The following is a 12,524-nucleotide window of genomic DNA, read 5'->3' on the forward strand; positions in this document are numbered from 1 at the left end:
TCAGTCACCGTTCGTGCGTTTCATCGTCAGCCGGACCTCGGTACCGCTACCCGGACTGCTCCGGATCTCTGCTTTCCCACCGTGCCGCTCCATCCGACCGAGGATCGAGCCGCGCACGCCGTGCCGGTCGTCGTCGACGTTCGACGGGTCGAAACCGCGGCCCCGGTCACGGATGAAGACGCTGACCTGATCGGGCTCGATCTCGGCGTACAGCGACACGGACGCTACCCCGGCGTGCTTGCCCGCGTTGACCAAAGCCTCGCGGGACGCCTGCACCAGCGCGGTCAGCCCCGGGTCGAGCGCGCAGTCACCGACCACCACCGCGTCGACGCTCACCGCGAACGCGTCCTCGACCTCGGCCGCGGCCTCCTCGAGCGCCGCGCCGATCCGCTCGGCCGCGGACGCGGTCGGCTTGTACAGCCAGTTGCGCAGCGAGCGCTCCTGGCCGCGGGCCAGCCGCGCGACCTCGCGGGGGTCGGCCGACCGGCGCTGGATCAGCGCGAGCGTGTGCAGCACCTGGTCGTGGACCATCGCGGCGATCTCGGCCCGCTCCTGCGAGCGGATCCGCTCGCTGCGCTCGGCGCGCAGCTCGATGATGATCTGCGCCAGCCAGGGCGCCAGCACCAGGGCGACGCCGGCCAGCAGCACGCCGCCGAACAGCAGACCGTCGCGGACCGACTCCCACTCGCCGGCGAAGACGAGGAAGCCGACCAGCCCGATCATCACCAGGACGCCGCCGCCGAGCAGCCGGACCGCCATCATTCCGCGGCCGCCACTCAGCACCGGCCCGAGCCAGGGCACCTGCGGCGCGGCCGCTACCCAGCGCTGGCGCTGGATCGGATCGGCCCGGCGCCAGACCAGCGCGGCACCGACCGCGACGACGCCGAGACACCAGACCAGCACCAGCTGGCTGCTCCCCCCGACACCGAGCAACACGACGATGATGCCGAGGCCGAACACCACGAACGCGACGAGCTGGCCGGTGTCGCGGCGACGTCCGCGCTGTTCGGCGGCCGGGTCGATCGCGAGCACGGCCCAGAACACCGCGTAGAGCACGGCGCCGATGCCGCCGAACGCCAGCAGCACCAGGAACACCAGCCGGACGACGAGCGGCCGCGCGCCGACGTGCTCGGCGATACCGGACGCGACGCCGCCGAGCACCCGGTCGTCGGTGCGCCGGTAGAGCCGGCGGATCGGGACGCCGGACGCCGTCGAGAGGCCGGAGTCGAAGCCGGGTGCGGCCGCGCTGGCCGCTCCGGCCGCGGCCCGGGTCGCCGCGGCGGCCACCTTGCGGGCCGCGGCGGCCGCGCGCTCGGCAGCCACGCCGTGGGCGGCGAGGTGGCGCGCGGACGCCTTCTCGGCGCTCTGACGGGCGGCATCGGCGTGCTTCGCCGCGATCCGGGCCGCGGCCTCACGCATCTCCTCGGCCGAGCGGGTGCGCTCGGCGGCGGCCTGCTGGGCCGCCGCGAGGTACTGGGCCGCGAGATGCTGTGCGTCCGCGTACGGCGTCGGCGGGGCACTCGTCACGTACGGCGCGTGGGGCGCCGCCGTGTGAAGGGCCGTCGCACGAAGGGCCGTCGTGTGGGGAGCTCCGTTCGGGAAAGGAGCCATGGGCGGGGCTGACTGGGGCGCGGGAGGGGCCTCGGCGGGGCCGGCGCCGGGCCCGCGATGGGCTGGCGTAGTGATGATTCCTCCCGGGTTCACAAGTTGACGTCTCCGATCGTCACACCATCCGGGCCCGCTGACCACGGGGAGCTTCCCCGAGATCTGGTCCGAGCGCAGATCAGGGTCCGATCAGGGTCGTGCCCGATGGTCCGCGAGCGTCCCGGCCGAGAGTATCGATCACATGGACAGCCTCGACCCCCCTCGCGAGCCAGTGCCGGACACCGGCTCCACCTCGCCCAGCGGCTCAGCCGCGGCGTCGGACTCCGCATCAGCCGGGTCGACGTCGTCCGCCGGGCCGCAGCCCACCCAGCCCCCGCCTCCCCCCGGACCGGTTCCGCCGCCACCGGGCGCACCCTGGGCCGCCGGTACCGGTACCAGCGCCGGCAACGGATCGGCCTGGAACCGCTACCGGACCCTGACGCGCACGAAGCAGGGCAAGGTCGTCGCCGGTGTCTGTGCCGGCCTCGGCCGCACCACCGGCACGGACCCGATCCTGTTCCGGGTCATCCTGACCGTGCTGGTCTTCTTCGGCGGCGTCGGCGCGCTGCTCTACCTGGTGGCCTGGGTCGTGCTGCCGATGGACGACGAGCCGGCCTCGCCGCTGGAGTCGCTGCTCGGACGCGGCCGCTCCGGTACCTCGCCGGCCGCGACGGTCGGGCTGATCGCGCTGGCCGCGATCGTGCTCGTCGCCTCGTTCTCGAACGGGCTGCCGTCCACGCTGCTGCTGGCCGCCTGTCTCATCGGCGGCATGATGCTGCTCCGGCGGACCGGTCAGCACCACGGCTACCCGCCCGCGCCGGTCGGCGCCGGGTATCCGGGCGGCTGGACCCCGCCGACCGGCCCCGAAGGACCGTCGGGCCCGGGTGGCCCCGGTGGGGGCGGCCCCGGTGGGGGCGGCCCCGGTGGCGGTGCGCCGACCTCGCCGACCTCGCCGAGCGGTGCGTCGTTCGGTGACGGGCCCGGCAGTGCCCCGACCACGGTCACCACGGCGGCCGCCGCCGACCTGAGCGACCCGTCCGGCCCCGGCCCGTCCGGCCCCGGCCCGTCCGGCCCCGACCAGTCCGGCTCCGACGCGACCGGCACCCACACGACCGGCTCCGCTCAGACCGGCTCCGCCCAGACTGGATCGTGGGCCGCCATGGGCGCCGCTGCCGATGCTCCGGTCACCGCACCGGTGCCCCCGTCGGTGCCCTCGGCCCCCGAGGCTCCGTTCGTGGCGTCCGCCCCGCCGTACGGTGCTCCGTCCGCTCCGGGCTACGGACCGGCACCCTACGACCGGCCGGCCGCGCCCGGTTACGGCGGCCCGCAGACCTACGGTGCTGCTGCGTACGGGGCTGCCGCGTACGGGGCTCCTGCGTCCGGAGCTCCCGCCTATGGAGCCCCGGCCGCCGACCCCTACACGCAGCCGTTCGCGCCCTACGGGCCGTACGGACCCCAGGGCGGCCCCGGCTACCCGGCGGTGCCCCCGGTCCCGCCGTTCCCCCCGCGCGGACGCAAGGCCAAGCGTCCGAAGGAGCGCTCGATCCTCGGCCGGCTGACGTTCTCGGTGGCCTGCCTCGCGATCGTCGTCCTGCTGATCATCGTTTCGGCCGGGGTGCACATCCCGTTCAGTGGCTTCGTGGCCCTGGCGCTCGGCATCCTGGCCGCCGGTCTGCTGGTCGGCACCTGGTTCGGCCGTGCCCGCTGGCTGATCCCGATCGGCGTGATCCTGACGCTCATGCTGGGCGTCAGCGCAGCCGCGGAGAACTCCGACGGCGGCCACCAAGGCCGCCGGGACGTCAGCTACGCGCCGACCGCTCTCGAGCAGGTCATGCCGCAGTACCAGCTCGGCGCCGGTGACTTCGAACTCGACCTCCGCAACATCGACTTCAACGGCGTGACCCGGACGATCGAGATCAACACCGGATTGGGTGACACGAAGGTCCAGCTCCCGCCGGACGTCGACGTCACGGTCGACTACGACATGGGCGCCGGCGACGCGGAGGTCTTCGACCACGACGACAGCGGGCTGGGCATCAACGGCGTCTACTCCGACTACGGTGCGAACGGGGCGGACACCAGCGACCTGAAGCTGGTCATCCACCACGGCGCCGGTGACCTGGAGGTTTCCCGATGAAGCGGCACCCCGTCGACAGCGTCTCGCTGGTCTTCGCGCTGCTGTTCGCCGCGGCCGTGTCGTGGTGGGGCGTGGCGATGATCAGCAGCGACCCGCTGCACGTCCCGGCGGCGTGGATCGGAGCCAGCCTGCTGCTGATCATCGGGCTCGTCGGCCTGATCAGCGCGCTGCGTCCGCAGCGTCCGCAGGCCGCAGCACCGATCACGGTGCCGCAGGCCCCGCAGCCGACGCTCGAGCCCGACCCGTACAACGACCCGTTCCTCGCCTCGATGCAGCTCCCGCGCGTCGACGGGGTGCTGGACGCGGACGCGATCGCCGCGGCCTACCGGGAGGCGGGCTTCGACGATCCCTCCCACGCCGGTCCGGCGCACGTCGGCCCGTCGAGCCCGATCTCGCCCGCCGGCACCGCGGTGCTCGACCGTCCGTCCGAACTCTCCGAGCTTTCCGAGGACGACGCGGACGAGCCGGACGCGCCGAAGGTCGAGTCCGGTACCAACACCGCGCCGACCGCCGAGCTGCCGGTGCGCGACCGGAAGGCCGGGGAGACCAAGGAACTCCCGGCCGACCGGGACGGCGGGGCGGCCTCGTGATCGCGCTGCTGCTCACCGGGGTACTCGGGCTCTGTGCGCTGGCCGCGGTGATCCGGGTGGACACCGCACCACCGACCGAGCGATAACCGACCCGACAGCCGGACGCGGCCTCAGCAATATGCTGGGGCCGCGTCCGGCTGTTGGGGTTCGGACGGAAACGCCGACACGCAGGGTGAGTGATGGCAGACCACGCAGATTTCCCCCGGCCGGACGCCGGACCGCTCGCACTGTCCGACCGGGCCGTCGGGCCGGTGGCCGCGAAAGCACTGACCGCCGAGGTCGCCCGGCATCCGGGTCCGAAAACGGTCCTGGTGGTGGGCGTGACCCCCGGTGACACGGTGGTCGACCGGGTGCTCGGCGTGATCATGCCGAACGACCAGGTGGTCGTGGTCGCCGACGGGCCGGCCGACGAGCTGCTCGGCGGCAGCGACACGTTCGCCGGGCGGGTGACCGTACGCAAGGACCTCCCGGCCGACGTCGCCGAGCTGCCCGCCCCGGTCGACGTGGCGGTCGTCGCGCGTCCGGCGCTGCACCCGACCGTCGTCGACCGGATCCGGCCGCTGCTGGCCGCGGACGGCGTCCTGACCGTGGCCACGGATGCGACCGGCGGCGACCCGCTGTCCGGCGTCGCCGACGATCACGCCGTGCGCACCGACCGGGTGTTCCGGTCGTTCCCGCCGCTACGGGTGCACCAGCTGCGCTTCACGCCGGCGACGCCTCACCTCGCGGCCCGCCTGGGCCCGGCCGAGGTGCCGAGTCACGTCGCGGTGACCAAGCGGATGGGCATCGACTCGAACGGCGTCGCGTTCGGCGGGCTCGTCGCGGGTGCGGCGGTGCTGACCAAGCTCGTGCGCCCGCGGTCGAAGGCGTGGCTGGTGCCGGCCGCACTGGCGCTGCCGGTGGCGGCGTTCTTCCGCGACCCGCGCCGGATCGTGCCGGACGACCCGCGGGCCGTGGTGTCGTCGGCCGACGGCAAGGTGCTGGCCGTCGAGCGGCTGACCGACACCCGCTTCGGTGCGGACGAGTGGCTGCGGATCTCGGTGTTCCTGTCGGTGCTCGACGTGCACGTGAACCGGTCGCCGGTGGCCGGGCGGGTCGTGACCGTGCTCCGCGAGGAGGGCGGGTACGCAAATGCGATGACCGCGGCCGCGGAGCACAACGTCGCCTGCTACACGGTGCTCGAGACCGTGCACGGGCGGGTCGTCGTCGCGCAGCGCTCCGGGCTGATCGCACGGCGGATCGTGAACCGGGCCGGCGTCGGGGCGCTCCTCGCGAAGGGCGAGCGCTACGGCCTGATCCGGTTCGGCTCCCGCACCGACGTCTACCTCCCGGCCGCCGCTGCCGAGCCCCTCGTCAGCCCCGGCGAGCGAGTAGTGGGCGGCGAGACCCCCCTCGCCCACTGGATCTGAGGTGGGCGGCCTGCTGAGGGCGACGCTGACAGGCGAGCGCGCCTCCTTGTGGCGGGAACCCTGAGGCCACGGCGTCGTCGCGCTCGACTGTCAGCCCCGCCCTCAGCAGGCTCCACGTCAGAACAGAAAGGCCGTCCCGCCTTCACGGGCGGGGCGGCCTTGTTTGATTCATTGACCTGGAGCCTGCCGAGGGCGGGGCTGCCTAGCGTGCGCGACGACGCCGCGTATGCCTGATACTCAAGTCGTCGCGCACGCTTGGCAGCGTCGCCCTCGGCAGGCCGCCCACGTAAGTCGTCCTCGGCAGGCCGCTCACACAGCCGCGATGCCGCGTTTCTGGCGGGCCCAGAGTAGGGGGCCCGACAGCAGGTACGCGCCTACCAGGAGGCCCAGGGTCGTCGTGGGGTCGAGGACCACCGCAACGGCGCCCAGCGGCAGCAGCCACTTCGGCACCCGCTTCAGCGCCCCGATCTTCAGGTACGGGAACGAACTCACCATCGCGATCGCCAGCGCGGCCACGAACAGCGGCGCCGCCCAGCGGCCGGCGTCCGGCCGTATCAGCACCGCGAGCACCGCGATCGCCGCCGCGATCGTCGTCGGCACGCCGGAGAAGAACCGCCCGTTCTTCGGCGAGACGTTGAACCGAGCCAGCCGGATCGCCGCGCAGATCGCGATCAGCCCGCACGACACCCCGGCGACCACGGTCGGGCTCGGCCCGGCCAGCCAGGCGAACACCACGACCGGTGTCGCGATGCCGAACGAGCACATGTCGGCGAGCGAATCCATCTGCGCGCCGAACGGCGTCGAGACGCCGAACGCCCGCGCCAGCGCGCCGTCGACGCCGTCGAAGACGACGCAGCCGAGCAGCACGGCCGCGGCGATCCGCACCTCGCCGTGCAGGACGGCGAAGATCGCCGCCAGGCCCAGCAGCAGGCTCGCCAGCGTGCACGACTGCACCACCGCGAACTGGCATCGGCGAACGATCGTCGGCTCCCCGGTCAGCAGCGGCGCCGGCTGCGGCGCTTCGGCCGCGAGCCGCTCAGCGGTGGTCTCGAGGGCTGGGCGCCCCCGGCGCCGACGGACCGACACTGTGTGCACCGGGTCTCCGATCCGCTGAGTCTCCCCATCGGGCCAGGTGAGCGTGGTGTACGGGCCGACCGGCTGCATCTCGTCGGCGCCGGGCGGACCGCCCGCGTCGATGCCGCCGCGCCGCCTGACCAGCACGCGACGGGCGAATGTGCCGCCGCGGCGGAGCCCACGGCTCCACCGACGGCCAGCCGGACGGGGACGGCCTGAACTGCGCCGCCATGGTCTCGCTTGCACCCCGAATTCCTCCTGGGCCTGCGCCGGGTCTGAGGTTCGCGCCGATCGGTGCGGCGCGCCTCCTGCATGGACCTCGAGCGTCTCCTACGCCTGGGTCCCGAACTAGCGGACGTACATTCGCATATACGTCTCGCGGCGTTCAGATGTTCGACCAAGAAGTATGAGTTCCCCGTTGAGTCGCCGCCCAAGCGGAAGACACCCCGAACGGGGGCACAAACTGGTCCGATCCCTCCACGCGGACCCGCCACCAGGCGGTGGCTCCGCACGTTGGACCTGCTCATCGCGGTGCGGTTCGTTCCACGTTACCCCACCGGAGCTACCCGAGTGAGACTGCTCACATTCGGCATCCGGACCTCCGAAGAGGGGTAATCACTCCCATTCGATGGTGCCCGGCGGTTTGCTCGTCACGTCGAGCACCACCCGGTTCACCTCGGCGACCTCGTTGGTGATGCGGGTGGAGATCTTCGACAGCACGTCGAACGGCACCCGGGCCCAGTCGGCGGTCATCGCGTCCTCGCTGGTGACCGGACGCAGCACGACCGGGTGCCCGTACGTACGCCCGTCGCCCTGGACGCCGACGCTGCGCACGTCGGCCAGCAGGACCACCGGACACTGCCAGATGCTCCGGTCGAGCCCGGCAGCGGACATCTCCTCGCGGACGATCGCGTCCGCCTGCCGGAGCAGGGCGAGACGGTCGGCGGTGACCTCGCCGATGATCCGGATCGACAGCCCGGGGCCGGGGAACGGCTGCCGCCAGACGATCGCCTCGGGCAGGCCCAGCTCCAGGCCGACCTGGCGCACCTCGTCCTTGAACAGCATCCGCAGCGGCTCGATCAGCGAGAACTGCAGGTCTTCGGGGAGACCGCCGACGTTGTGGTGGCTCTTGATGTTCGCGGTGCCGGTGCCGCCCCCGGACTCGACCACGTCCGGGTAGAGCGTGCCCTGGACCAGGAACTCGATCGTCTCGCCGTGCTCGCCCGCCTCCGCGATCAGCTCGCGCTCGGCGGCCTCGAACGTCCGGATGAACTCCCGGCCGACGATCTTCCGCTTCTGCTCGGGGTCGGTCACCCCCGCGAGCGCGTCCAGGAACTGCTGCTGCGCGTTCACTACTTTCAGGCGGACGCCGGTCGAGGCGACGTAATCCTTCTCGACCTGCTCGGCTTCGCCGTCCCTCAGCAGCCCGTGGTCGACGAATACGCAGGTCAACTGGTCTCCGACGGCCTTCTGGACGAGGGCCGCGGCGACGGCGGAGTCGACACCGCCGGACAGGGCGCAGATGACCTGCTTGGTGCCGACCTGGCTTCTGATCAAGTCGACCTGGTCGGCGATGACGTTGCCCATCGTCCAGTCGGGAGCGATACCGGCGACCTCGTAGAGGAACCGCTCGAGCATCTTCTGGCCCTGGGCGGTGTGCAGCACCTCGGGGTGGAACTGCACACCGGCGAAGCCGCGGGCGGTGTTCTCGAACGCGGCGACCGGTGCGCCCGCGGTGGCTGCGGTGACCAGGAAGCCCTCGGGGGCGCGGCTCACGGCGTCGCCGTGGCTCATCCAGACGTCCTGCTCGGTGGGGAGGTCGGCGAAGACGACGCCCGGATCGAGGACGGTGAGCTTCGTGCCGCCGTACTCGCGGTTGCCGGTGTGCGCGACCGTGCCGCCGAGCGCCTGGGCCATGGCCTGGAAGCCGTAACAGATGCCGAAGACCGGCACCTGGGCGTCGAACAGCGTCGCGTCGACGCCGGGAGCGCCGTCGGCGTAGACGCTGGACGGGCCGCCGGACAGGACGATCGCGGCGGGCTTGCGCGCGAGCATCTCGGCGACCGGCATCGTGTGCGGAACGACCTCTGAGTAGACCTTCGCTTCCCGAATCCGGCGAGCGATCAACTGCGCGTACTGCGCACCGAAATCAACCACGAGAACGGGGGAAGGCAAACTCATACGTCCCAGCGTAGTAGCCCCAACTACCCCTAATCGATGGCGGCCCACCGAGAGCGAGCCCGGCGGGCTCCAGGTCAGTGCGTCGGGGCGCTGGGGCGCAGGGCGCCTTCGGCGTCGGCGGGTACGGCGGGGAGCCTCGGCGGCACCGGCGCCACCACGCGGTACGAAGCGCCCTGGGCCGGGCGGGGATCCACGTCGCCCCGGTTGGGCCAGCAGGACATGGCTCGCTCGGCCTGAGCGGTGATCGACAGGCTCGGGTTCACGCCCAGGTTGGCGCTCAGGGCGGCCCCGTCCACCACGTGCAGGCCCGGGTAGCCGTAGACGCGGTGGTACGGATCGACCACCCCGGTCTCGCGCGAGTCGCCGATCGCACAGCCCCCGATGAAGTGCGCGGTCATCGGCACGTCGAACGCCTCGACCAGCGTTCCGCCCGCCATGCCGCCGATGCGTTCGGCCGTCCGCCGGGTCGCCTCGTGCCCCAGCGGCAGGTAGGTCGGGTTCGGGGCCCCGTGGCCCTGCCGGGTCGTCATCCGGCGCCGCCCGAACAGCGTCCGCCTGGTGTACGTCGTCAGCGAGTTGTCGGCCGACTGCATCACGAGCAGGATGATCGTCCGCTCCGACCAGCGGCGCAGCCACAGGATGTGGCGAGCCTTCCCGGCGTTCCGCGCCATCGCGCCGAGCCACCCCACCCACCGCGGCTTCCCTGGCGGCGGGAGCACGGTGGTCAGCATCCCCATGAAGTTGCTGCCGCGCCCGTACCGCACCGGCTCGATGTGCGTCTGGGCGTCCGGATGGAACGACGACGTGATCGCGACGCCGTCGGCGAAGTTCTCCCCCTCCTCGACCCGCAGACGGTTCGCGCCCAGCAACGCCTCGGAGTTCGTCCGGGCGAGCACGCCGAGGCGCGGCGACAGGTCGGGAAGGTGGCCCTCGTCCCGGCAGGAATGCAGCAACCGTTGGGTCCCCAGCGCGCCCGCCGCCAGCACGACCTGCGAAGCCGTGAACGTGCGCCGGCGTCTTCCCCGTCCGGTCGCCACCGTGTCGACGGAGTACCCGTCGTCGACCGGCCTGATCGCCACCGCGGTCGTCCGCTCGAAGACCACCGCACCGTTGGCCTCGGCCAGGTACAGGTAGTTCTTGACCAACGTGTTCTTCGCGTTGTGCCGGCACCCGGTCATGCACTCGCCGCAGTGCGTGCACCCGACCCGGCCGGGTCCCGCTCCCCCGAAGTACGGGTCCGGCACCGCGACGCCGGGCGTTCCCAGAAAGACTCCGACCGGCGTCGGGCGGAACGTGTCCTCCACCCCCATCGACGCGGCCACCGTCCGCATCACCCGGTCGGCCGGGGTCGTCCGCGGATACGACCGGACGCCGAGCATCCGCGCGGCCTGGTCGAAGTGCGGCGCGAGCTCGGCCTTCCAGTCGGCGATGTGCCGCCACTGCGGATCGTCGTAGAACGCCTGCGGCGGCTCGTAGAGCGTGTTCGCGTACACCAGCGAGCCCCCGCCGACTCCGGCACCGGCCAGGATCAGCACGTCCCTCAACAGCGTGATCCGCTGGATCCCGTAGCAGCCCAGCCACGGCGCCCAGAGGTAGCGCCGCACGTCCCACGACGACCGCGGCAGCTCCTCGTCGGCGAACCGCCGACCGGCCTCGAGAACCGCGACCCGATAGCCCTTCTCGGTCAGCCGCAGCGCGCTGACGCTGCCACCGAATCCCGATCCGATGACCACGACGTCGAAGTGATCCATCGTCGAACCGTGACATCAGCGAATGGCGGAGTCAATCTTCTGGCCGAGATAAGTCGTCGGCTGATCCGATACAGCGATCTCGTGGAACCCCAGACGGTCGTAGAACGCCCGGGCCTTCACGTTGGCGGGCACCATGCCCAGATGCACCGCCGGGACGCCCTGGGCCGCCAGAGCACCGAAGAAACGCCCGATCAGCGCACGCCCGAACCCCCGCCCCTGGACCTCCGGAAGCAGATCGACGTGCAGATGGGCGGGGTACGGCGTCAATTCGGGCAGCAACATCCGCTCGGGATCGTGCAGCAGGCGCACGATCGCATCCGTCGGAGTGTCGCCGGCGGTCAGCGGCCACCGTGCGGCCACCGACGGCAACCACTCCCCCCGGAAGCGCCGGACGAACGCCGGGGTGTCGGCGGTACCGACGACGTACCCGACGGCCCGCTCCCCGTCGTCGAGGACGAACGCGAGTTCGGGCTCGAACGCCACGTACGGGTCGGAGAAGGCCGTCGGGAAGATCGACGGGTCCGGGTAGAACGGCCGGGCGTCTTCACCCACGTGCGCCGTACGCACGCAGACGTCCCGCACGGCGTCCAGATCGGCGTCCCCGTAGGGACGGATCTCAGCGCGTGACAACCAGGTCGACCTTCTGGAAGGCCTTCACGTCCGAGTAGCCGGTCTTCGCCATCGCGCGGCGGAGGCCGCCGAACAGGTTCAGCGACCCGTTCGGGTCGTCGGCCGGGCCCTCGACGACCGTCGACAGGCTTCCGAGCGGCCACTCCGACGGCGAGGGGACGTAGCTGCCGCGGGGTAGCTTCGGGTGCGACGCCATCGGGTGCCACCACGCACCAGCGGCGGGCGCCTCGGCGGCCACCGAGAGCGGCTGGCCGAGCATCACCGCGTCGGCGCCGCAGGCGATCGCCCGCGCGATGTCGCCGGACGTCTGAAGCTCGCCGTCGGCGATCACGTGCACGTACCGGCCGCCGGTCTCGTCCAGGTAGTCGCGGCGGGCGGCGGCCGCGTCGGAGATCGCGGTGGCCATCGGCACCCGCACCCCCAGGACGGCGTCTTCGGTCGCCCACCGGTCGGCGCCGGTGCCGACGACGACGCCGGCCGCGCCGGTGCGCATCAGGTGCAGCGCGGTCTGGTAGTTCGCGCAGCCACCGACGATCACCGGCACGTCGAGGTCGGCGATGAACTGCTTGAGGTTCAGCGTCGGCCCGGACGTCGTCACGTGCTCGGCCGAGACCACAGCACCTTGGATCACCAGCAGGTCGACGCCGGCCGCGATCGCCTCGAGCGCGAGTTCGAGCGTGTGCTGGGGCGAGATGCGGATCGCGGTCGTGACGCCGCCGTCGCGCATGACGCGGATGCGCTCGCTGATCAACTCGTGCTTGATCGGCTCCGCGTACGCCTCCTGCAGACGCCGGGTCCGGCGGGACGCGTCCGGGAGCGAGGCCAGCTCCTCCAGGATCTTGGTCGGGTCGTCGTACCGGGTCCAGAGCCCCTCGGCGTTCAGGACGCCGAGGCCGCCCAGCCGGCCCACCTCGATCGCGGTCTGGGGGCTCATCGTCGCGTCGGACGGGCTCGCCACCAGCGGCAGATCGAAGCGGAACGCATCGATCTGCCAGGCCAGCGACGTGTCGTTGACGTCACGCGTCCGTCGTGACGGCACGATCGCGACCTCGTCCAAGTGGTAGGCGCGGCGGGCGTTCTTGCCCATCCCGATCTCCACGGACATGTT

At 72.3% G+C, this 12,524-nt stretch carries 9 protein-coding genes; 3 read left to right on the top strand and 6 right to left on the bottom strand.

Going from position 1 to position 12,524, the window contains the following annotated elements; translation table 11 throughout:
- On the bottom strand, nt 1–1,194 hold the full coding sequence (locus ACIBZJ_RS29235) for a PspC domain-containing protein (protein ID WP_395935580.1): 1,194 nt from the start codon (nt 1,192–1,194) through the stop codon (nt 1–3).
- Nucleotides 1,195–1,846: 652 nt separating this feature from the next.
- Here ACIBZJ_RS29235 and ACIBZJ_RS29240 point away from each other — a divergent pair.
- The 3 genes from ACIBZJ_RS29240 (at nt 1,847) to ACIBZJ_RS29250 (ending at nt 5,780) form a co-directional block, all read left to right on the top strand.
- A complete protein-coding gene (locus tag ACIBZJ_RS29240; RefSeq protein WP_395935179.1) occupies nt 1,847–3,781 on the top strand; it encodes a PspC domain-containing protein in 1,935 nt (644 codons plus the stop codon).
- Nucleotides 3,778–4,371 (top strand): hypothetical protein, encoded by a 594-nt coding sequence (locus tag ACIBZJ_RS29245; protein ID WP_395935181.1) that lies wholly within the window; start codon nt 3,778–3,780, stop codon nt 4,369–4,371. Before ACIBZJ_RS29240 ends, ACIBZJ_RS29245 begins: the two co-directional genes overlap by 4 nt.
- A 179-nt stretch (nt 4,372–4,550) precedes the next feature.
- Nucleotides 4,551–5,780: a phosphatidylserine decarboxylase gene (locus tag ACIBZJ_RS29250; RefSeq protein ID WP_395935183.1), complete on the top strand. Its 1,230-nt coding sequence runs from the start codon at nt 4,551–4,553 to the stop codon at nt 5,778–5,780.
- A gap of 309 nt (nt 5,781–6,089) precedes the next feature.
- On the opposite strand, the gene ACIBZJ_RS29255 is transcribed toward ACIBZJ_RS29250, so the two are convergent.
- From ACIBZJ_RS29255 to ACIBZJ_RS29275, 5 genes are all read right to left on the bottom strand, one after another.
- Entirely contained in the window at nt 6,090–7,001 is a 912-nt protein-coding gene (locus ACIBZJ_RS29255; RefSeq protein WP_395935185.1) for a CDP-alcohol phosphatidyltransferase family protein, read from the bottom strand.
- A 468-nt stretch (nt 7,002–7,469) separates the two neighbouring features.
- The gene (gene guaA, locus ACIBZJ_RS29260; RefSeq protein ID WP_395935187.1) at nt 7,470–9,035 is read right to left on the bottom strand and encodes a glutamine-hydrolyzing GMP synthase; all 1,566 of its coding nucleotides are present in this window, start codon (nt 9,033–9,035) and stop codon (nt 7,470–7,472) included.
- A gap of 74 nt (nt 9,036–9,109) precedes the next feature.
- Nucleotides 9,110–10,786 (bottom strand): FAD-dependent oxidoreductase, encoded by a 1,677-nt coding sequence (locus ACIBZJ_RS29265; protein WP_395935189.1) that lies wholly within the window; start codon nt 10,784–10,786, stop codon nt 9,110–9,112.
- A 15-nt stretch (nt 10,787–10,801) separates the two neighbouring features.
- Nucleotides 10,802–11,416, bottom strand: a complete 615-nt coding sequence (locus ACIBZJ_RS29270; protein WP_395935191.1) for a GNAT family N-acetyltransferase — start codon at nt 11,414–11,416, stop codon at nt 10,802–10,804.
- On the bottom strand, nt 11,403–12,521 hold the full coding sequence (locus ACIBZJ_RS29275; protein WP_395935193.1) for a GuaB3 family IMP dehydrogenase-related protein: 1,119 nt from the start codon (nt 12,519–12,521) through the stop codon (nt 11,403–11,405). Before ACIBZJ_RS29275 ends, ACIBZJ_RS29270 begins: the two co-directional genes overlap by 14 nt.
- Nucleotides 12,522–12,524: the final 3 nt, after the last annotated feature.

The organism is Cryptosporangium sp. NPDC051539, assembly GCF_044454545.1.
Classification (GTDB): domain Bacteria; phylum Actinomycetota; class Actinomycetes; order Mycobacteriales; family Cryptosporangiaceae; genus Cryptosporangium.